The following is a 20,861-nucleotide window of genomic DNA, read 5'->3' on the forward strand; positions in this document are numbered from 1 at the left end:
TATTGGCGGAGGCTCTGTTGGCGTTCCGCCGTTAGCGGGCCCGGACCGTCTCGTCGCGGCCGGTTCGCTTGCTCAACGGACGGGGCTGGCAGCAGTTCCCGTCAAATCGAAACTGCATTATTTTGTGATGGAAAGAGCCGACACCCGGTCAGACGTGGCTTACAGCTCGAATGGCGCCTGAAGGGCCTGAATGGCCTTGATGGCGGCGGAGGCCCGGTTCTCGACGCCCAGCTTGGTGTAAACCTGTTCGAGGTGCTTGTTCACCGTGCGCGGGCTAAGGCCGAGAATATCGCCAATGTCCTTGTTGGACTTGCCCCGGGCAATCCACAGCAGCACATCGCTTTCGCGCAATGTCAGGCCGAAATGCTGGCGCAGGATTTCTTCTTGCCCTGCTTCCTCGGCACGGGCCAGCCGGAACAGGTATTCGTCGCCCCCAACAACGCCGAGATAGGCAAACTGCAGACCGGGCGATGCCGCGACATCGAGCTCAAAGCCGCCACCAGGCGACAATCGATCCCCCTCGCCCAAGCGCCAGGCAACGAAGGAGCGCGACATCTCCGGCTGCTGTGCCGCGTCAACGCCGGAGCGTTCGAGCAGACGGTTGGCCTGCGGGGTCGACCACAACACCGCGCCCTCGGTGCCAAATGCCACCAGATGACGTCCGGCAGCATCGAGCGCAATGCGGGCGCTCTGGGCGCGGCGGGCATTGGCCAGGTGGACGCGAATGCGGGCCCGCAGCTCGTCGACATTGATGGGCTTGGAGAGATAATCGACGCCGCCGCTTTCGAGCGCATGCACGATATGCTCGGTCTCGGTCAGGCCGGTCATGAAAATGATTGGCACATGCGTGAGCGGCGCAAGCGCCTTCATCCGCTGGCAGGTCTCGAAGCCGTCGAGGCCCGGCATCACGGCGTCCATCAGCACGACGTCGGGCGTCACCCGCTCAACGATCTTGAGGGCAGCGTCGCCGCTGCGCGCCACAAGCACGGTGACCCCCGCCTGCTCCAGCGCCGTCGTGAGAAAGCCCAGCGACTCCGGGGAGTCGTCGACCAGAAGAACGATATCCTGTTCCTTCTCAATCCGGCTCATGGCCCACCCGTTCCAGCGTCTCGGCGAAGCCGTCGAAGTCGAAATCCTGCATATGACGTCTCAGAGCATCGACCAGCGGCTGATTTTGTGGATCGCCCGCCAGTTCAACAAGCTTGGCATCGATCCCGCGCACATGACCGATTTGCCCCAGACTGGCGAGGTCGCGCAAGTGCCCCGCACCGGGCGAGCGCAGGCGCCCCTTCGGCTTCGCCGTCAGCAACGCCGCTTCATGGGTCCATTCCAGACCCAGATGCGCGCCCAGCTTGTCGATCAACTGGCTAAGATCAAAGGGCTTTGCCAGCGTGTCACTGTGCCCGGCATCGGCGCTGGTTGGGTTGGCCCCGTCCCCGATATTGGCCGACAACATGATCATCGGCGCGGTAATGCCACGCTCACGCATAGCGCCGACCAGCGCCCAGCCACTCATGCCCGGCATGCGGATATCAACGAAGAACAGATCGGGCGCAACGCTGTCGAGCGCGGCAAGGCACGATGGGCCATCCACGGCAGTCAGCACGATGAAACCCAGCGGGGACAGCATTTCGCGCATCAGCTCGCGATGGTCATCATTATCATCGACCACCATCAAGGTGCGCGGACTGCCCTGGTAGCCGATGATTTGCTGCACCGGCGCGAGGCGCTTGGTCGGGCGCTCCACCTTTGACAACATCAACCGCGCCTGAAAGCGGGTGCCGACATCCACATTGCTGGACACCGTGATTTCCCCACCCAGTGTTTCAGTGAGCAGCTTGGTGATGGTGAGGCCCAGCCCCAATCCCGGCGTAAAGCGGTTGCGCTCAGCCTCGCCGCGCACGAAGGGCTCGAAGATATGGTCGAGATCGGCCGGCGCAATGCCGCTGCCGCTGTCCTCGACGGTAAAGCTCGCCACCTGCATCCGGTAACTGACTTCAAAGCTCACGTGGCCGACGCTGGTGAACTTGATGGCATTGGACAAGAGATTGACGAGGATCTGCCGCAGCCGCTTCTCGTCGGTCCGCACATAGACCGGCAAGGCCTTGGCCCGAACATGGCGGAATTCGAGCCCCTTGGCCTCGGCCTGCAGGCGGAACATGTCGACGATCTGGTCCAGGAAATCCTGAATGTTGATTTCGCTCGAATAGACCTGCAGCCGACCCGCCTCGATCTTGGAAATATCGAGCAACCCGTCAATCAGCCCGGACAGATGTTCGGCGCTACGGCGAATGACCTGCGCCGACCCGCGCCGGTTTTCCGGCAGTTGCGCATCACGTTCGAGGATTTGTGCATAGCCCATGACCGCATTAAGCGGGGTGCGCAATTCATGACTGAGGCCAACGACATAGCGGCTCTTGGCCTGATTGGCGGCTTCGGCCTTTTCCTTGGCGCGCTGCAATTGGGCGTCGGTCTTGCCATGGGCGTCGATTTCCTTGAGCAGCAGCGTATTCTGGCGCGAACTTTCCTCTTCGGCCACAAGGCGGCTGTCATGGGCCAGCACCAGGAACCAGGTCATCACCCCTGCCGCGACTGCAAAGACAAAGAACACGACCAGCAGCGTGCCGCCCACGACATCGGCTGTGTGAGGGGCCGAGCCGATGGCGAAATAGTAGATCAGCCCGAGAATGCTGCCGAGGATTGCGGTGGCCATGCCCATGGAGATGCCGTAGCGCCCCAGCCGGGTCTGGAGTTTTCCGATCACCCATTGCGGCATAATGCTGGACGCGACCGCATGGGTCTGCGCCCGAAAATGCGCATGCGGCTTGCACATGTCATGGCAGCGCGCATCGAGCGAGCAGCACAGCGAGCAAATCGGCGCCGCGTAGGCCGGGCACCAGGCCATGTCCTCGGGTTCGAACGGATGCTCGCAGATCGAACAGGTCAGCGACGTCTTGTCAGCCCAGGCTTTTCGCGGCTTGCGGGCCAGATAGTATTTGCCCTTGGTGGCCCAGGCGATGGTGGGCGAGGCGATGAAGCAGACGACCAGTGCGATATAGGGCGCCAGCGAGGCGGCCATCTCGCCAAAGACGCCGAAATGGGCCACCAGGGCAATGGTTGCCGAGATCAACATCGAGCCGACGCCGACCGGATTGATGTCATAAAGATGGGCCCGCTTGAACTCGATGCCGGGCGGGGCCAGGCCCAGGGGCTTGTTGATGAACAGGTCTGCCGAGATGGTGCACAGCCACGCCATGGCGATGATCGAGAACATGCCCAGCGTTTCTTCGAGCAGCCGGTAGATGCCCAGCTCCATCAGCAGGAGCGCAATGGCCACATTGAACAGCAGCCAGACGACGCGCCCCGGGTGGCTATGCGTGAGGCGCGAAAAAAAGTTCGACCAGGCCAGAGACCCGGCATAGGCGTTCATGACGTTGATCTTGAGCTGGCTGACCACCACAAAGACGGCCATCAGCATCATGGCCACGAATTCATTGGGGATCATGTAGCCAAAAGCCACGGCGTACATATAGCCCGGTTCGGACGCATGCTCGGGCGCAACGCCGGCCGAGAGCGCCAGGAAGGCCAGGAACGAGCCGGCGATCAGCTTGGGCGCACCAACCACGACCCAGCCCGCCCCGGCGAGGAAAATGCCAAGCTTGTGCCGCCATTTCTGCGCCCCCGTTGCCGGCAGGAAGCGCAGGAAGTCGACCTGCTCGCCGATCTGGGTCATTAGCGCCAGGATAACCGCCGATGCGGCGCCGAACTTGGCGACGTCGAAGGGCGCGATGGTGCCCGCCGCGCCCTCGGGCTGCCCGAGCCCGGCAAAGGCGCGCCACAGGTCGAACTTCTCCCAATCCATAAAGGCAATGAAGAAGAAGGGGAGGACGTTGAGGACGATCCAGATCGGCTGGGTCAGCATCTGGAACGACGAGATCATGCGGATGCCATGGGTCACCAGCGGAATGACCACCAGCGCCGAAATGACATGCCCCGCCCAAAGCGGAATGCCGAAAGCCAATTGCAGCGCACTCGACATGATCGAGGCCTCAATGGCGAAAAGGATGAAGGTGAAGCTGGCATAGATCAGCGAGGTGATGGTCGAGCCGATATAGCCAAAGCTGGCGCCGCGGGTCAGCAGGTCCACATCGACGCCGTGCCGCGTCGCATAGCGGGCAATGGGCACGCCCACCAGGAGGATCGCAATCGAGGCGATCAGGATGGCGATCAGCGCATTGGTCGTACCATAGCTCAGCGTGATGGCGCCGCCGATAGCCTCGAGCGCCAGGAAGGAAATGGCACCGATGGCGGTTTGCGAAATGCGATCATTGGAAAAGCGCCGTGCCGACTTGGCAGTGAAGCGCAGCGCATAGTCTTCCAAGGTCTGGTTGGCCACCCAGCGATTATACTCGCGCCTGATCGGAATGATCCGCTGCCGTGCCATTACTCGCTCAAGCCTTAACCAATTCAGGGCGCTGCCCAAAAAATCGCCAAGGCTTGAATAGCACGAATTTTGCGGAAATCACGCGGTTTTTCAGGGCTTTCGCTGCTGTTGCGATTTCTGCCGGGCGGGGAGTTACGTCAATCGACGTATAGGGCGCCGGTTAAGATGTGTCCCACAGTCCACACCAGACGCCTCCCAACGGTGTCTTCGGGGCTCAACAGTTCTAGAGGGACAAACATATGAACATTTTCAGCGCAAAGAGCGCTCTGCTCGCTGCGGCCTTGGCCGGCAGCGTTTCGCTGTCCGCCGTGCCGGCAATGGCACAGGACGACACCATCAAGGTGGGCATTCTCCACTCGCTCTCGGGCACGATGGCGATTTCGGAAACCACGCTCAAGGACACCATGCTGTTCCTGATCGAACAGCAGAATGCCAAGGGCGGCGTAATGGGCAAGATGCTCGAACCCGTCGTGGTCGACATTGCCTCGGACTGGCCGCTGGCCGCCGAACTGGCCCGCCAGTTGATCGAAGTCGATGAAGTCGATGCCGTGTTCGGCTGCTGGACCTCGGTGTGCCGCAAGTCGGTGCTGCCGGTTTTCGAAGAACTCAACTCGCTGCTCTTCTACCCCGTCCAATACGAAGGTGAAGAATCCCAGCGCAACGTGTTTTACACCGGCGCCTCCCCGAACCAGCAGGCTATTCCGGCTGTCGACTACCTGATGAGCGAAGACGGTGGTTCCGTCGAGCGTTGGGTGCTGGCCGGTACGGACTATGTCTACCCCCAGACCACCAACAAGATCCTTGAGCAGTACCTGCTCGACAAGGGTGTGGCCGCCGAAGACATCATGATCAACTACACGCCTTTCGGTCATTCCGATTGGCAGACCATCGTCTCCGACATCAAGGCCTTCGGTTCGGCCGGCAAGAAGACTGCCGTGGTTTCGACCATCAATGGCGACGCCAACGTGCCGTTCTATCGCGAACTGGGCAACCAGGGCGTGATGGCCGAGGACATCCCGGTTGTGGCCTTCTCGGTTGGCGAAGAAGAACTCTCGGGCTTCGACACCACCCCGCTGGTGGGTCACCTGGCTGCCTGGAACTACTTCATGTCGGTCGATACCCCCGAAAACGCTGCCTTCATCGCTGACTGGCAGGCTTTCATCGGCTCGGAAGACCGCGTCACCAACGACCCGATGGAAGCCCATATGATTGGCTTCAACCTTTGGGTTAAGGCTGTCGAGGCCGCCGGCACCACCGACGCCGACGCCGTCATCGACGCCATCGTTGGCCTCGAAACCCCGAACCTGACCGGCGGCATCGCCAAGATGCTCCCCAACCACCACATCACCAAGCCGGTGCTGATCGGTGAAATCCAGGACGACGGTCAGTTCTTCGTGGTCTGGGAAACCGAAGACCTCGTCCCCGGCGACGCATGGTCCGACTTCCTGCCCGAGAGCAAGATGCTCGAAGCCGATTGGACTGCGCCGATCAGCTGCGGCAACTACAACACCGAAACCAGCACCTGCGGTTCGGCAATGTAACGACCCCACATGGGGCACGACATCGCCCCATGTTCGACTTGCCCCCTCCCCCTTGAGGGGAGGGCTGGGGTGGGGGTGTCCAGGGATAATCAGGCTCTAGCGGTCTGAGATGATCCGACACCCCCATCCCTAACCCTTCCCCTCAAGGGGAGGGGAACTTCTCCCGAACCGACAAGGACGACCAAGCGATGCTGACCAATCTCCTGCGCGTGGTGCTGCTCATCCTGTCGCTTCTGCTGCCCTCAAACGCATTGCGCGCCCAGGACACCCCCATCGATATCCCCGCCGGCATCGCGGCCATGGGTGAGGCAAGCCTCAAAGAACTCGGGCAATTGGTCACCGACCTTGCCGCCACCGGGGACAGCGCCGTCGTCCCCGCCCTCACTGCGCTTGGAGCCGGCACCCTTTATTTCGAGGAAACCTCCGGGGCCGTGCTGATCGAGCGTGGCTCGTCGTACCTCAATCCAATAACCGGCGAGGCGGTCGAACTCGGTGCCGATGCCGACCTCTCGAAAATCCGCGTCAACAATGGTCTCAGGCGCGATATCGCTGCCGCCCTCGCAGGCATGACGCTGATGAGCGACAACCCGGCCACCCGCCTCACCGCCGCCAACGGCTTTCTAGCAAAACCCGACCCGGCCAATATTCCCCTGCTCGACGAAGCCATCGCCGCCGAAACAGATGCCAATGTACTCAAGGCAATGCAGACAGCGCGCGCCGTCACCATTCTGGGTGACGATGAGGCGTCCATCGAGGAACGCCAGGCCGCCGTTCCGCTGGTAACAGCCGGTGCCGGCCGCGGCGCCATCACCATCCTCAATGGTGCTCGCAACAGCGCGCCGGCGGAACTGCAACCCGCTATCGAAGCAGCACTTGCCGGCCTTGAGCAGGAGCGCGCCGTCTGGGGGGCCTTGCAGAATGTCTGGTTCGGCATTTCGCTGGGGTCGGTCCTGCTCCTGGCCGCCATCGGCCTGGCCATCACCTTCGGCGTCATGGGGGTCATCAACATGGCCCATGGCGAGATGGTGATGCTGGGCGCCTACACCACTTTCATGGTGCAGCTGATTATCCGCCAGAATTTCCCCGGCCTCATCGATTATTCCCTGCTCATTGCCCTGCCCGCGGCATTCCTCGTGACCGGCGCCATCGGCGTGGGCATCGAGCGCGGCATTATCCGCTGGCTTTATGGCCGCCCGCTCGAAACCCTGCTCGCCACCTGGGGCCTGTCGCTGATCCTGCAGCAGACCGTGCGCTCCATCTTCGGACCGACCAACCAGATGGTGATCGCGCCGACCTGGATGTCCGGCTCGACCGAATTCTACGGACTCTCGATCACCTACGGCCGCTTCTGGATCGTCATTTTTGCGCTGATCGTCTTCTTCATGCTGCTCATGATCCTCAACCGCACACCGCTCGGCCTGCAGATGCGCGCCGTGACGCAGAACCGCCGCATGGCCTCCGCAATGGGCATCCGCACCCCCTTTGTCGACGCCATGACCTTCGGCCTCGGCTCGGGCATTGCCGGTCTCGCCGGCGTCGCGCTGACCCAAATCGACAATATCTCGCCCAACCTCGGGCAGAACTACATCATCGACAGCTTCATGGTCGTGGTCTTTGGCGGCGTCGGCAATCTCTGGGGTACGCTGGTGGGTGCGCTGACCCTGGGCGTCGCCAACAAGTTCCTCGAACCCTATGCCGGGGCCGTCCTGGGCAAAATCCTCATCCTCGTTCTCATCATCCTCTTCATTCAGCGGCGCCCGCGCGGACTCTTCGCCCTCAAGGGAAGGGCGGTGGAGCAATGATGACGACGCGGCTTAAGGCCCCCTCACCCGCCGGCTTTGCCGTCGACCTCTCCCCCCAGGGAGAGGTGTCGCTCCGCGACCTCGGCCCTCTTCACCTCTCCCTTTGGGGGAGAGGTCGGCGCGTAGCGCCGGGTGAGGGCGCCTTTCTGAAAGGTACAAACGCATGCTGACCCAAGCCCTGTTCCGCGCTCTGGACAAGAAAGCCATCTGGGTCATCGGCATTTTCCTCGCCGTCGCCGCGCTGGTGCCGATGGCCAATCTGCTGATCCCGCCCGGGCAGTTCGGCCATGTGCCGACGTATCTGGTTTCGCTCATGGGCAAATATCTGGCCTATGCCATTCTCGCGCTCGCGCTCGACCTGGTCTGGGGCTATTGCGGCATTCTCTCGCTCGGTCACGGCGCGTTCTTCGCGCTCGGGGGCTATGCCATGGGCATGTATCTGATGCGCCAGATCGGCAGCCGTGGCGTCTATGGCAATCCGGTGCTGCCCGATTTCATGGTCTTCCTCAACTGGAAGGAATTGCCCTGGTATTGGCTGGGCTTCGACAATTTCTGGTTCGCCATGGCCATGGTGGTTTTCGTGCCGGGCCTGCTCGCCTTCATCTTCGGCTTCTTTGCCTTCCGCAGCCGCGTCACCGGCGTCTATCTCTCCATCATCACCCAGGCGATGACCTTCGCCCTGCTGCTGGCCTTCTTCCGCAATGACATGGGCTTTGGTGGCAACAATGGCCTCACCGACTTCAAGGACATCCTCGGAGCTCCAGTGCAGGCTCCTGGCACCCGCGCTGCTCTCTTCGCAGCCACTGCCATTGCCTTGGCGCTCTCGGTTCTGGTCTGCTCGATGATCGTCAATTCCAAGCTGGGCAAGGTGATGGTCGCGGTCCGCGACGCCGAGAGCCGCACTCGGTTTCTCGGCTACCGCGTTGAATATGTGAAACTCTTCGCATTCACAGTCTCGGCAATCATGGCCGGCATTGCCGGGGCGCTCTATGTGCCGCAGATCGGCATCATCAATCCCGGCGAGTTCGAGCCGGGCAATTCCATCGAAGTGGTCATCTGGACCGCCGTGGGTGGGCGCGGCACGCTGATCGGGCCGATCATCGGCGCCATTGTGGTCAATCTGGGCAAGTCCTGGTTCACCACCACCCTGCCCGAGTTCTGGCTGTTTGCGCTGGGCGCGCTGTTTATCTTCACCACCCTCTTCCTGCCCAAGGGCATTGTCGGTCTCTGGACACAATTCTTCGGGGCCCGCCGCGCCAAGGCCGAGCAGCCAACGGCCCCGACGCCGGCACAGTCCGCTGATATCGAGCGCGGGGAAGACCCGGACAGTTTCGGCGATAATCCTCAACCCAAGCCCGCGGAGTAAGGTCATGAGCACAGCCAGTGACACCATGCTCTATCTCGACGGCGTCTCGGTTGCCTTTGATGGCTTCAAGGCCATCAACAACCTCTCGATCATCGTCAAGCCGGCTGAAATGCTGGCAATCATCGGCCCCAACGGCGCGGGCAAGACCACGATGATGGACATCATCACCGGCAAGACCAGCCCCGATGCGGGGCAGGTGCTGTTCGATGGACGCACCGATCTGACCAAGCTGGACGAGGCCGCCATTGCCAATCTGGGCATTGGCCGCAAATTCCAGAAGCCGACGGTGTTTGAGAGCCACACCGTTTGGGACAATCTCGAAATGGCGCTGAAAAAGCCGCGCGGCATCTTTGCAGCGCTGTTCTACACCGCCAGCGACGCCGACGTGGCGCGCATCACCGAAATCCTTGAAACCGTGCGGCTTTACGCCCGGAAGGACGAACTGGCCGCCAATCTGAGCCATGGTCAGAAGCAGTGGCTCGAAATCGGCATGCTGCTGGCCCAGGACCCAAAACTCCTGCTGGTCGATGAGCCTGTCGCCGGCATGACCGATAGCGAAACCGAAGAGACCGCCAAGCTGCTGCGCGAGATTGCAACCACGAGATCGGTGGTGGTGGTAGAGCACGACATGAGCTTCGTGCGCGACCTGGGTTCGCGGGTCATCTGCCTGGCCGAAGGATCAGTGCTGGCCGAAGGCACGCTCGACCAGGTCAGCGCCAACCCCGTCGTGATTGAAAGGTATCTGGGACGATGACCGCCGCTCTCACCATCAACATGATCGACCTGCACTATGGCGCCGCCCAGGCGCTCAAGGGCATTTCCATCACCTGCCAGCCGGGCCGCATCACCTCGGTGCTGGGGCGCAATGGCGTTGGCAAATCCTCGACCCTGCGGGCGATCACCGGTATCAACCACATTTCGGCCGGGGACATCACCTTTGGCGACGAAGTGCTCAAGCGCACCCCACCCTACAAGCGCGCCCGCATGGGCATCGGCTATGTGCCGCAAGGCCGGGAGATTTTCCCGCTGCTGACGGTCAAGGAAAACCTTGAAACCGGCTATGCAGGGCTGGCTCGCGCCGACCGCAACATTCCCGACTACATTTTCGAGCTGTTCCCGGTGCTCAAATCCATGCTGGGCCGCCGGGGCGGCGATCTCTCGGGTGGCCAGCAGCAGCAGCTCGCGATCGGGCGTGCGCTGGTCACCCGACCCAAGGTTCTTGTCCTCGATGAACCGACCGAAGGCATCCAGCCCTCGATCATCAAGGATATTGGCCGCGCCTTGCAATTCCTGCGCGACGAAAAGGGCATGACCATCCTCCTGGTCGAGCAATTCCTCGATTTCTGCCGCGAAATTGCCGACGACATCTACGTGATGGACCGTGGCGAGATCATGCATTCAGGGCCAGCCAGCGACCTCGATCTGCCCGAAGTACGCCGGCACCTGATGGTGTAAACAAAAACGCCCCGGAAAAACCGGGGCGCCTGTCGACTAGAGGTCTGAGCCAGTTACATTTCCAGCCAGCCACCAGCCTCACATTCTTCAAGGGTAATGATGTCCAGATCAACCGAAGTGGCCGTTTCGGCGTCCGTTGCAGGTGCATTCGCGATGGAAGCGTCTGTTTCAAGCGTCGTTTCGGTCTCTGCATCGACAGCAACCTCACCCGCATCGACTTCAGCGTCTGCGTCCAACTCTGCATCAGCGTCAGCGTCGGTATCTGCGTCGGTATCAGCCTCTTCGCCTTCCGAAGTGGTGACCAACGATTGAGTATCGGCAGCAGTCTTGAGATCCAGGCAGCGGGCCTTGACGGCCTCAACATCGGCCTCGGCGACGGTCTGCGTACCGATCATCATGGTGGTCTGGGCAATAGCCGGGGTGGCAACCAGACCGGTGGCAAGGGCAATAACGGAAAGTGCGGATTTGATGGTCATTTGAATAACCTCTTGAAAATCATCTCTGAAAGAGCGTTTGCTCACTCCCACAACGGGGTGATCGCAGGATCGTTGCAGTGAAATTTGCCCAGAAAGAAATCGTGATTGCTCCGACGCTGCAACGTGCGCGCGGCATTGGCCGAATTGTCACCAAGCAGGGTGATAGCCGAACGCGCCTCGACACCTTGTTCCAGGAAGGGTGCGGCAAGATCCGCCTGCCCAATACGCACTCGAGCAGTCTTGAAGCCGTGCTTATCAACACTGCAGGCGGCATTACCGGTGGCGACCATCTGCAATGGAGCGCTGACGTCGCCGCTGGCGGCCATCTGGTGCTCACCACCCAGGCATGTGAACGCAGCTACCGCTCGACCGGCGACTTTGCGCGTGTCGAAACGCATCTGCGGGTGGGCGCGGACGCTCACCTTGACTGGTTGCCGCAGGAAACCATCCTCTTTGCCGCCAGCAAGCTCGACCGCAAACTGGATGTCGACCTTGCCGGGGGCGCCACGTTGACGGCCATCGAGTCCGTGCTGCTCGGCCGCGATGCCATGGGCGAGGACGCCAGCGATGCGCTATTGCGCGACAACTGGCGCATTCGTCGCAATGGCCAGCTGATCCATGCCGAGGCGACCCAATTGTGCGCACACAGTGCTGAACGCTCCAGTCTCTCGCTGCTGGCCGGCAATCGGGCATTCGCCTCGGTACTGCATGTCGCGGCAACCAAAGAGCGAGCCGAGACACTCTGCGCCAGGCTGCGCGCCTTCCTGCCCGCCGACAGTGCCATTGCTGCCAGCGCCAATGGCGAGCGTCTCGTCATCCGGGCCATGGCCAAAACCGGGCTTGCCTTGCGGCGCCTGATCGTACCAGTTTTGATTGAACTTACCGGCGCCGGCAGCCTGCCGCGCCTCTGGCATCTCTAGGACCCGGCAATGAACCTCACCCCCCGTGAAAAAGACAAGCTGCTGATCTCCATGGCCGCCGTTGTGGCGCGCAAGCGCCTCGAGCGCGGCGTCAAGCTCAACCATCCCGAGGCTATCGCCCTCATAACCGATTTCGTGGTCGAAGGCGCGCGCGATGGCCGCGCTGTATCGGACCTGATGGAAGCAGGCGCCCATGTCGTCACCCGCGACCAGGTGATGGAGGGCATAGCCGAGATGATTCACGACGTTCAGGTGGAAGCCACATTCCCCGACGGCACCAAGCTCGTCACCGTTCACCAGCCGATCCGCTAAGAGGACAAACCATGCTCAAGCGCAGCCTGCTCACCCTGGCTCTGACCCTCGCGGCCACTCTGCCCGCCTTTGCCCATGTCGATCCAGTGGCCCACGGCTCCCTCGTGGCCGGCTTCAGCCATCCGCTGCTCGGACTGGACCATATCCTGGCCATGGTAGCCGTCGGCGTCTGGGCGGCGATGCAAGGTGGAAAGGCCATCTGGATCGTACCGGCGGCTTTTGTCGGTACCATGGTACTCGGTTTTGGCGCGGCCATTGCAGGTGTGCCGCTGCCTTTCGTCGAGCCGGTGATCATGGCTTCCGTGATCTTTATTGGCATCGCCATCGCCCTCGCTCTGCCGGTACCCACCTCGGCCATTGCCGCCCTGGTTGGCTTCTTTGCCTTTTTCCATGGCCACGCCCATGGCGGCGAACTGGGCAACGCCGGCGCCTGGCAATTCGCACTCGGCTTCATTGCCGCGACGGCGGCCTTGCATGCGGTGGGCATCGGCGCCGGTCTCCTGCTGACCCGCTTCAGCGGCCGGGCCCTGACCCGCATCATCGGCGCCGCCACCGCCATGGGCGGCATCTGGCTGGCAATCGGCGGCTAGGAGGCAAAGCCATGATCCCCGGAGAAGTCTTTCCCGCCAAAGGCGATATCGAACTGAATGCCGGCGCCGAACAAGTGCTGCTTGAAGTCGCCAATACCGGCGACCGGCCTATTCAGGTCGGCTCACATTATCACTTCTATGAAACCAATGCCGGCCTGCGCTTTGATCGCGACAGGGCGCGCGGCATGCGGCTTGATATCGCAGCCGGAACCGCCGTGCGTTTCGAGCCAGGCCAGACGCGCGAAGTGCGCCTGGTCCCCATGAGCGGCGACCGGCGCATTTTCGGGTTCCGGCAACAGGTGATGGGGGATTTATAACACTGTTGGCGGAGCGCAATTTCGCCTCCCCCAAGCATGGCGCTGACGGGCGAAAGCTGGTTTAAGGGCGGTGATCCACTCTCAGGACCATGCCATGACCACCGAGCCGACCAAGGAAGCCCTGTTCAAGCAACGCTTTGTTTCCGTTCTTGCGGATTTCAAGCAGAACGGGATCAAGGATTCCGAGGCCATGGAACTGATCGGCAGCCTTGCCGCCAGTCTGGCTGATAGTCTTGAGCAAAAGAGCTGGACCGGCGCCAAGCAGGCCATGACTGCGGCGGCCTATGATGCCTTGCTGGACTCCTTCCAGACGCGTGGCAACAAGGCGCACCAGAACGGCCAGACCAAGCAGGCCTATGCCCTGCAATTGCTCGGCGTCTCGCTGGTCGCCATGACCCAGCGCAGTGACGCCGATCTCATGACCGGCGAAAAGCTGTTGGATCAGATGATCGACAGCGCCGTCGCCCATTATCGCCGGACCCGCGCGCGACACTGATCGAACGGGGCGCTCCGGCTTCCACCCGCATCCCGGCTCTTGCCAGCCGTGATGCGACAAGCCAGAGTTACCCCGGGAAGCCTTTGCCCCGGGCGTTTATACGGGACACGACATGCCAGCACGGATTTCTCGCGCCACCTACGCCGATATGTACGGTCCCACCACTGGCGACCGTATCCGCCTTGCCGACACCGAACTCATCATCGAGGTGGAAAAAGACTTCACCACCTATGGCGAGGAGGTCAAATTCGGCGGCGGCAAGGTCATCCGAGATGGCATGGGCCAGTCCCAGCGCACCCGCGCGCAGGGCGCCGTCGACACGGTCATCACCAATGCGCTGATTGTAGACCACACCGGCATCTACAAGGCCGACATCGGTCTCAAGAACGGGCTCATCGCCGGCATCGGCAAGGCCGGAAATCCCGACACCCAGCCCGGCGTCGACATCATCATCGGCCCCTCCACCGAAGCCATTGCCGGCGAGGGCAAAATCATCACCGCCGGCGGCATGGACGCCCATATCCATTTCATCTGCCCCCAACAGATCGAAGAAGCACTGATGAGCGGTGTCACCACCATGCTCGGCGGCGGTTCCGGCCCGGCCCATGGCACGCTCGCCACCACCTGCACCGGCGCCTGGCACATCGAACGCATGATCGAAAGCTTCGAAGCCTTCCCGATGAACCTGGCGCTGGCCGGCAAGGGCAATGCTGCGCTAGCCGCGCCGCTCGAGGAAATGATCCTGGCCGGCGCGTCCGCTCTCAAGCTGCATGAGGACTGGGGCACCACGCCCGCCGCCATCGACAATTGCCTCTCGGTTGCCGACGCCTATGACGTGCAGGTGATGATCCATACCGATACGCTCAACGAAAGCGGTTTCGTCGAGGACACCGTGGGCGCTTTCAAGGGCCGCACCATCCACGCCTTTCACACCGAGGGCGCTGGTGGCGGCCACGCACCGGATATCCTCAAGGTCGCGGGCCTGCCCAATGTCATCCCCTCCTCGACCAATCCGACGCGGCCCTACACGGTCAACACCATCGCCGAGCATCTGGACATGCTCATGGTTTGCCACCACCTCGACCAGTCCATCCCCGAGGACGTAGCCTTCGCCGAAAGCCGCATCCGCAAGGAAACCATCGCGGCCGAGGACATTCTGCACGATATGGGCGCGCTCTCGATCATCTCGTCGGACAGCCAGGCCATGGGCCGCGTTGGCGAAGTGCTGATCCGCACCTGGCAGACCGCCGACAAAATGAAGCGACAGCGTGGACGCCTCAGCGACGAAACCGGGGACAACGACAATTTCCGCGTTCGCCGCTACATCGCCAAATACACCATCAACCCGGCCATCGCCCATGGCATGAGCCAGCACATCGGCTCAGTCGAAGTGGGCAAGCGCGCCGATCTCGTGCTCTGGAACCCGGCCTTTTTTGGCGTGAAGCCGGAAATGGTGCTGCTGGGCGGCTCCATCGCCGCAGCGCCCATGGGCGACCCGAACGCCTCGATCCCGACCCCCCAGCCCATGCACTATCGCCCCATGTTCGGTGCCTATGGCAAGCTGGTCAGTCGCTCTTCGGTCGTGTTTATCTCGCAGGCTGCGCATGACGCGGGCCTGCGCAGCCGCCTCGGCGTCGACAAGCAATTGGTGCCGGTCTCCAATACCCGCGGCGGCATCGGCAAGGCGTCGATGAAGCTCAACACCGCCACCCCGGTCATCGACGTCCATCCCGAAACCTACGAAGTGCGCGCCGATGGCGAATTGCTCACTTGTGAGCCGGCCACGGTATTGCCGATGGCCCAGCGCTATTTCCTGTTCTGACCCGCTTGCGTGGTCGCGCAAACGACATGATGGTGGGGTGACCTGGCACGGCCCAACTCACCCCACTGGAGAAACGCGATGATCAAGCCGCCGCTTTCACTTGCTGCACTACCTTTGCTCGCCCTAACGCTCCCCGGTATTGCTCAAGCCCAATCAGAGGCCGCGTTGCCGACACCGACGACGGCGTCGGCCGCCCTGACACTGACCCTTGAAAGCCAGGGCGATATCGAGCGCCGCATCGTTGTCTATCAGTGCGACGGCGATCTGACGCTCAGCGTCCAGTATGTGAATGCCGCGCCCAACTTCCTGGCAATTTTGCCGGTCGAGGGACAAAGCCTGGTCTTTGCAACCACCCTCTCCGCCTCAGGCGCGCGTTACGTCGCCGGTCCTTACGAATGGTGGAGCCATCAGGGCGAGGCCACATTGCGCGATCTCACCCAGGACGAGGATGCCGACCCCCTCGCCACCTGTGCCGAAACCAGCAACACGCCCTGATCGCTCATGGACCAGTCGATTGCCCAGCAGTTGTTTCCCCATATCCGCATCGTTTTGGGGACCATAATTGGCTTGGGCATTACCCGAATTCTCATGACACTTGCGGGAATTCTTCAGCACCCCAGCCGCGCCAAGGTGTCGGCCCTGCATCTGCTCTGGATGGGCTCGATCCTGCTCGAACTGGTCCTGTTCTGGTGGTGGGAATTTGCTCTGCACCGGATCGAAGTCTGGCATTTCGGGCTTGTCCTCTTCATCATGACCTATGCCATCACTCTCTTCCTGATGGCCGCCCTGCTCTCTCCCGACAACATCTCCGAATATACCGGCTACGAAGATTTCTTCCTCAAGCGCCGGCACTGGTTTTTCGGCATCCTTGCCGCCACCTTCCTGCTCGACACCATTGATACCTTCATCAAGGGACAGTCCCATTGGAACCAGTTTGACTGGAGCTATTTCAGTCAGGTGCCACTCGGCCTTCTGCTATGTATTTGGGCGTGGCGCAGCACTGATCGGCGCGCCCACATGGCCATCGTGGCCATCCACATCGCATACCAGGCTTTTCTCATCACCCGCTACTTCAGTACTGTCGGTTAGTCCCCATGCGTCGCGCCACCACCTGTCTTCCTGCCAACCACGGCAAGTCCCCGATTATCGACACCATCACCCTTGCCCATGATGAGCGCCGCTTGCGCCGCAAGCTGCTTACCGGCGCGAAGGGCATCGAGGTCATGGTGGATTTTCCGGCCACCGTCACGTTGGACCACAAGGGCGCGCTCGAACTCGACAACGGTGAACTGGTCGAGGTGATTGCCGCCGAGGAATTGCTCTACGAAATCCGCGCCCAGGACGCGGGCCACCTCTTGCGCCTTGCCTGGCATATCGGCAATCGCCACACGCCCGCCCAGCTTGAGCCCGACCGCATCCTGATCAAGCGCGACCATGTGCTCAAGACTATGCTGAAGGGTCTGGGGGCCACAGTCAGCCTGGTCACCGAGCCGTTCTTTGCCGAGCATGGCGCCTATCACAGCCACGCCCATGGCGATGGCGGCCACGCCCTTCTGGCCCGCAAGTGAGCGCTGATCTGCAAAAACTGCTGACCTGGTTGTCTCCTGCCTTTCCGGTAGGCGCGTTCGCGTGGTCGGCGGGCCTGGAAACCGCCATTGTCCAGGGCAAGGTGACCGACCGGGCGACAGCGGAGAACTGGATTGCCGGCACCCTCAACCATGGGGGCCTCAGGACCGACGCGATCCTTCTGGCGCATGCCCACTCCGGGCATAAAGAGCGCCAAAAGCTGGCCGAACTGGCCGATCTCTGCCTGGCGCTGACCCCGGCCCGCGAGCGTCACGCCGAGACCGTACTCACCGGCAATGCCTTCGTCCTCGCCAGCGCCGCCTGGCCGACGGAAGCACCGCTGACCCTTCCAAAGCCCTGTCCCTATCCCATCGCGGTGGGCGCCCTGGCCGGCGCCCATGGCATCGACAGGCACGACACGCTGATCGCCTTCATCACCGCCACGGTGCATAGCCAGGTCTCGGTGGCAGTCCGGCTCGTGCCTATCGGGCAGAGCGACGGCCTCGCCATCATGGCCGGGCTGGAACCGCAAGTCGCCGACCTGGCAGCGCTGTGCCTCAATGCCGCACTGGATGCTATTGGCAGCGTCGCCTATGGCGCAGATATTGCGCAAATGCAGCACGAAACCCTGCCAACAAGGATTTTCCGGTCATGAACATGCTCCTCTCGTCCTTCATGTTCATTGGCCTGTTTGCCGTATCCATCGCCCACTTGATGTGGGCCTTCGGCCGCACCTGGCCGATCCGCAGTGAAAAACTGCTGGCCCAGACGGTCGTGGGCTTCAAGGACATCGAGCGCATGCCGCCGCGACTGGCCTCGCTGGCTGTCGCTGTCGCCACCTTTACCGCTGGGTGCTTTGCCCTGGCGCTGGCTGATCATGATAGCGGCGGGTGGATGCTTAACCTCGTAGGCCTTGTTTTTGCTGCTGTTTTTCTAGCCCGCGGTATTGTCGGCTACACGCCCTGGTGGGCTTCCGTGACCCCGGAACCCAATTTTCGCATCAACGACCTTCGGGTCTATTCGCCGCTTTGCCTCTTCCTCGGCATCGGCTTCCTGGCGCTTATTGCGCTGCGTTTCCTTTGACCGACAAGGAGTTAGCCATGTCCAAGAGCCTCAACGGACCTCTGCGCATCGGCATCGGCGGGCCGGTCGGCTCGGGCAAGACGACGCTGTGCGAAATGCTGCTCAAGGCCATGCGCGAGCGCTATTCCATGGCCGTTGTCACCAATGACATCTACACCCAGGAAGATGCGCTGATCCTGGCGCGGGCCCAGGCTATCTCGAATGAACGGATTGTTGGCGTCGAAACGGGCGGCTGTCCGCACACCGCCATCCGCGAGGATGCCTCGCTCAATCTGGCGGCCATCGACGCGCTCAACAAGAAGTTCCCCGATCTCGATATCATCCTGATCGAAAGCGGCGGCGACAATCTGGCGGCAACGTTCTCGCCCGACCTCGCCGATCTCACCATTTACGTGATCTCGGTGGCGCAGGGCGAAAAGATCCCGCGCAAGGGCGGCCCGGCCATCTCCCGCTCGGATCTATTGGTCATCACCCACACCGATCTGGCCCCCTATGTGGGCGCCAGCCTCGAGGTGATGGAAAGCGACACCCAAAAGGTGCGCGAAGGCCGGCCCTATGTCTTTACCGACCTGCTGCGCCGCGAAAGCCTGGACCAGATCATCGGCTTCATCGAAAAGCACGGCGGGTTTGAGGCTCAGGCCGCCGAGTAGCGCGGACGGCTATTCCGCCGGCCGCACCAGCGCCACCACAGAGCGAGGCGGCAGGGTGGCCGTGCCTTCGGTCAATGCCACCTCGGACCCATCCTCGGACTGAATACCGATAGCCCAATCGTCCGCTGGCAACCGCGCCACAACGGGCTCGACGCGCCGATTGAACCACACCAGCACCTCGTCATCCTTGTAGCGCAAGTGCATGCCGAGCACCGAGGCGCTGCTGTCGTTCCAGTCGCCCTCATTCATTTCGCGCCCGTCGGGATGCAGCCAGACGACGTCCTTGACGCCATTGCGATCCTGCCCGGAGAGCCAGTGGTCGTGGCTGATGGCAGGATGGGCCTTGCGGAAGGCGTTGATGGCGCCGACGAAATCGACCAGCGCGCCATCGGCGCCTTCCCAGTCGACCCAAGTGATCTCATTGTCCTGGGCATAGGCGTTGTTATTGCCCTGCTGGGTCCGATACATCTCGTCGCCCTGCTGGATCAGCGGGGTGCCACGTGACATGAACAGGGTCGCCAGAAGCGCGCGAACGTCGCGCTTGCGGGCATGGTTGATGGCCGCATCATCGGTCTCGCCTTCGACGCCGCAGTTCCATGAGGAATTGTGGTTGTGCCCGTCGCGATTGTTCTCGCCGTTCGCCTCATTATGCTTGTCGTGATAGGTCACGAGATCTCGCAGCGTGAACCCGTCATGCACGGCCAGCATGTTCACCCCGGCGCTTGGCTTGCGCCCCGCGACATCGAAGATTTCCGAAGACCCCGCCACCTTGCCCGCCAGGGCGCCGATCTTGCCATTCTCGCCCTTCCAGAAGGCGCGAATTTCGTCGCGATAGGTGTCGTTGTGCTCGGCAAACTCCTTGCCGAACTTGCCCAGCCCATAGCCGCCCGGACCCGGGTCCCAGGGCTCGGCAACAAGGATACACTTGCTCAGTACCGGATCAGCCTTGATCAGCTTGAGCATGGCCGCTTCCGGGTTGAACCCCGGCTCGCGCCCCAGGATGGTTGCAAGGTCAAAGCGGAAGCCGGAGACACCCAGTTCCTCGACGTAGTAGCGCAGGCTTTCGATCACCAGCCGCTGCACCGCCGGGTGATCGCAGCGCAGCGTATTGCCAGTGCCCGTATCGTTGACGAGATGCTTTTTGCCATCCACATCGACCCAGCGATAATAGGTCTGCGGATCAAGACCCATCATCGACAGGATCGGCCCCTGGCTGTCACCCTCGCCGGTGTGGTTATAGACCACGTCGAGGATCACCGAGATGCCGGCCTTGCGATAGGCGTCGGTCATCACCCGCATCTCCTGCGGGCCACGCGGCGCCAGGCGCGGATCGACGGAAAAATAGGCCACCGGGTTATAGCCCCAGGCATTGGTCAGCCCCAGCTGGGGCAGATGGCCCTCATCGATCCAGGCCGCTGTCGGCATCAACTGAATGGTATCGACGCCCAGGTGCTTGAAATGGTCGATCACTCGACGCGTGGTCAGCGCCGCGACGCTCCCCCGCAACGGCCCCTGCACGCTTGGGTGGCGCATGGTGAAGCCGCGCACATTGAGCTCATAATAGAGCGAAGGCGACTTCTTGCGTGGATGCGCCACCTCATTGCCGCCGGCCGTGACAATGGCCTTGGGGACCAGATCGGCAGTATCGACCGCATCTTCACGCGCCAGCCGCAGCCGGGGCGAGCGCACGAACACCCGGTCGAGGTGCCGCGCATAGGGATCGACGAGCAGCTTATTGGGGTCGAAGAACAGCGCCTGATCGGGGTCATAGGGCCCATCGGCGCGTAGCCCATAGCGCGCGCCTGGCCCGACATTGGCGATCAGCCCGGCATGCACATTGTCCTGGTGCACATCGAGCTCGAAACGCTCGATTTCCTTGTCCTGTTCATCGAACAGGCACACCCAGATAACACTGGCGCTTTCCGAATAGACGGCAAAATTGACCCCTTCAGCGGTCACCGTGGCGCCAAGCTTCTCCACGCTGCCGCCTTGCGGCACCAATTCAGGTTTCATGGACAAGG

General features: G+C 62.0%; 21 protein-coding genes. 17 read left to right on the top strand and 4 right to left on the bottom strand.

Annotated elements, in window-relative coordinates; all coding sequences use genetic code 11:
• Window positions 1–159: 159 nt before the first annotated feature.
• Entirely contained in the window at window positions 160–1,089 is a 930-nt protein-coding gene (locus NIM87_RS09255; RefSeq protein ID WP_254674375.1) for a response regulator transcription factor, read from the bottom strand.
• Window positions 1,076–4,444: a hybrid sensor histidine kinase/response regulator gene (locus NIM87_RS09260; RefSeq protein ID WP_254674376.1), complete on the bottom strand. Its 3,369-nt coding sequence runs from the start codon at window positions 4,442–4,444 to the stop codon at window positions 1,076–1,078. The genes NIM87_RS09255 and NIM87_RS09260 overlap by 14 nt, the downstream gene beginning before the upstream one ends.
• A 239-nt stretch (window positions 4,445–4,683) precedes the next feature.
• Between NIM87_RS09260 and urtA the strand changes: the two genes are divergently transcribed.
• The 5 genes from urtA to urtE all read left to right on the top strand — a co-directional run bounded on the left by urtA (window position 4,684) and on the right by urtE (window position 10,608).
• Window positions 4,684–5,985, top strand: a complete 1,302-nt coding sequence (gene urtA, locus NIM87_RS09265; RefSeq protein WP_254674377.1) for an urea ABC transporter substrate-binding protein — start codon at window positions 4,684–4,686, stop codon at window positions 5,983–5,985.
• Window positions 5,986–6,173: 188 nt separating this feature from the next.
• Complete coding sequence (gene urtB, locus NIM87_RS09270; RefSeq protein WP_254674378.1) at window positions 6,174–7,787, top strand: urea ABC transporter permease subunit UrtB; 1,614 nt, start codon at window positions 6,174–6,176, stop codon at window positions 7,785–7,787.
• A gap of 163 nt (window positions 7,788–7,950) precedes the next feature.
• Window positions 7,951–9,153 (top strand): urea ABC transporter permease subunit UrtC, encoded by a 1,203-nt coding sequence (gene urtC / locus NIM87_RS09275; RefSeq protein ID WP_254674379.1) that lies wholly within the window; start codon window positions 7,951–7,953, stop codon window positions 9,151–9,153.
• A 4-nt stretch (window positions 9,154–9,157) separates the two neighbouring features.
• Window positions 9,158–9,907 (top strand): urea ABC transporter ATP-binding protein UrtD, encoded by a 750-nt coding sequence (gene urtD, locus NIM87_RS09280; protein ID WP_254674380.1) that lies wholly within the window; start codon window positions 9,158–9,160, stop codon window positions 9,905–9,907.
• The gene (gene urtE / locus NIM87_RS09285) at window positions 9,904–10,608 is read left to right on the top strand and encodes an urea ABC transporter ATP-binding subunit UrtE (protein ID WP_254674381.1); all 705 of its coding nucleotides are present in this window, start codon (window positions 9,904–9,906) and stop codon (window positions 10,606–10,608) included. Before urtD ends, urtE begins: the two co-directional genes overlap by 4 nt.
• A 53-nt stretch (window positions 10,609–10,661) precedes the next feature.
• Here the strand turns inward: urtE and NIM87_RS09290 are convergent, their stop codons facing one another.
• On the bottom strand, window positions 10,662–11,084 hold the full coding sequence (locus NIM87_RS09290) for a hypothetical protein (RefSeq protein ID WP_254674382.1): 423 nt from the start codon (window positions 11,082–11,084) through the stop codon (window positions 10,662–10,664).
• Between the two features lie 77 nt (window positions 11,085–11,161).
• Between NIM87_RS09290 and NIM87_RS09295 the strand changes: the two genes are divergently transcribed.
• From NIM87_RS09295 to ureG, 12 genes are all read left to right on the top strand, one after another.
• On the top strand, window positions 11,162–12,004 hold the full coding sequence (locus NIM87_RS09295; RefSeq protein WP_254674383.1) for an urease accessory protein UreD: 843 nt from the start codon (window positions 11,162–11,164) through the stop codon (window positions 12,002–12,004).
• Between the two features lie 9 nt (window positions 12,005–12,013).
• Entirely contained in the window at window positions 12,014–12,316 is a 303-nt protein-coding gene (locus tag NIM87_RS09300) for an urease subunit gamma (protein ID WP_254674384.1), read from the top strand.
• Between the two features lie 11 nt (window positions 12,317–12,327).
• Window positions 12,328–12,906 (top strand): HupE/UreJ family protein, encoded by a 579-nt coding sequence (locus NIM87_RS09305; protein ID WP_254674385.1) that lies wholly within the window; start codon window positions 12,328–12,330, stop codon window positions 12,904–12,906.
• A gap of 11 nt (window positions 12,907–12,917) precedes the next feature.
• Window positions 12,918–13,223 (top strand): urease subunit beta, encoded by a 306-nt coding sequence (locus tag NIM87_RS09310; protein WP_254674386.1) that lies wholly within the window; start codon window positions 12,918–12,920, stop codon window positions 13,221–13,223.
• Window positions 13,224–13,317: 94 nt separating this feature from the next.
• Complete coding sequence (locus NIM87_RS09315; protein WP_254674387.1) at window positions 13,318–13,719, top strand: hypothetical protein; 402 nt, start codon at window positions 13,318–13,320, stop codon at window positions 13,717–13,719.
• Window positions 13,720–13,831: 112 nt separating this feature from the next.
• Window positions 13,832–15,541 carry an urease subunit alpha gene (gene ureC / locus NIM87_RS09320; RefSeq protein WP_254674388.1) on the top strand — a complete coding sequence of 570 codons (1,710 nt, stop codon included), beginning with the start codon at window positions 13,832–13,834 and terminating at the stop codon, window positions 15,539–15,541.
• A gap of 78 nt (window positions 15,542–15,619) precedes the next feature.
• Complete coding sequence (locus NIM87_RS09325) at window positions 15,620–16,036, top strand: MliC family protein (protein ID WP_254674389.1); 417 nt, start codon at window positions 15,620–15,622, stop codon at window positions 16,034–16,036.
• Between the two features lie 6 nt (window positions 16,037–16,042).
• A complete protein-coding gene (locus NIM87_RS09330) occupies window positions 16,043–16,630 on the top strand; it encodes a hypothetical protein (protein WP_254674390.1) in 588 nt (195 codons plus the stop codon).
• Between the two features lie 5 nt (window positions 16,631–16,635).
• Entirely contained in the window at window positions 16,636–17,109 is a 474-nt protein-coding gene (locus tag NIM87_RS09335) for an urease accessory protein UreE (protein WP_254674391.1), read from the top strand.
• Window positions 17,106–17,762 (top strand): urease accessory protein UreF, encoded by a 657-nt coding sequence (locus NIM87_RS09340; RefSeq protein ID WP_254674392.1) that lies wholly within the window; start codon window positions 17,106–17,108, stop codon window positions 17,760–17,762. Before NIM87_RS09335 ends, NIM87_RS09340 begins: the two co-directional genes overlap by 4 nt.
• Window positions 17,759–18,190, top strand: a complete 432-nt coding sequence (locus tag NIM87_RS09345; RefSeq protein WP_254674393.1) for a DUF3995 domain-containing protein — start codon at window positions 17,759–17,761, stop codon at window positions 18,188–18,190. Before NIM87_RS09340 ends, NIM87_RS09345 begins: the two co-directional genes overlap by 4 nt.
• Window positions 18,191–18,207: 17 nt before the next feature.
• On the top strand, window positions 18,208–18,840 hold the full coding sequence (ureG, locus tag NIM87_RS09350) for an urease accessory protein UreG (RefSeq protein WP_254674394.1): 633 nt from the start codon (window positions 18,208–18,210) through the stop codon (window positions 18,838–18,840).
• Between the two features lie 9 nt (window positions 18,841–18,849).
• On the opposite strand, the gene glgX is transcribed toward ureG, so the two are convergent.
• Window positions 18,850–20,853: a glycogen debranching protein GlgX gene (gene glgX / locus NIM87_RS09355; RefSeq protein ID WP_254674395.1), complete on the bottom strand. Its 2,004-nt coding sequence runs from the start codon at window positions 20,851–20,853 to the stop codon at window positions 18,850–18,852.
• Between the last annotated feature and the right edge of the window lie 8 nt (window positions 20,854–20,861).

The organism is Devosia ureilytica (genome assembly GCF_024273195.1).
Taxonomy (GTDB): Bacteria; Pseudomonadota; Alphaproteobacteria; order Rhizobiales; family Devosiaceae; genus Devosia; species Devosia ureilytica.